Here is a 287-nt window from a genome sequence, read left to right as displayed (position 1 = left end):
AAGCATGATCAATATCAAGCTGTAGAAATTATTAATCAAAGTTTTCATCAAACCGCTTTATCTAGCATTCTACGTATTTTAAAAATCCCAAGAAGTAGTTATTATTATCATCAGAAAGCTACGCTCTCTTTGGATAAGCAACTTATAGAATCAGAAGTAAAAAAAGCAGTGAGTGAGCATAAAAGCTATGGATATCGTAGGATTACTGCCCATCTACGGAATAACAACAAGGTAGTAAATCATAAATGTGTTCAAAGAATCATGCATAAATACGGTTTACAATGTAA

At 31.7% G+C, this 287-nt stretch carries 1 protein-coding gene; it reads left to right on the top strand.

The window, feature by feature from the left end:
* Positions 1-287, top strand: a 287-nt coding sequence (locus FD06_RS03110; RefSeq protein WP_156403087.1) for an IS3 family transposase, incomplete at both ends; no start/stop codon positions are given.

Origin of the sequence: Apilactobacillus ozensis DSM 23829 = JCM 17196 (assembly GCF_001435995.1) — a bacterium.
Lineage (GTDB): Bacteria > Bacillota > Bacilli > Lactobacillales > Lactobacillaceae > Apilactobacillus > Apilactobacillus ozensis.
The sequence above is the reverse complement of the archived record's forward strand: the minus strand, read 5'-3'. Positions and strand labels throughout refer to the sequence as shown.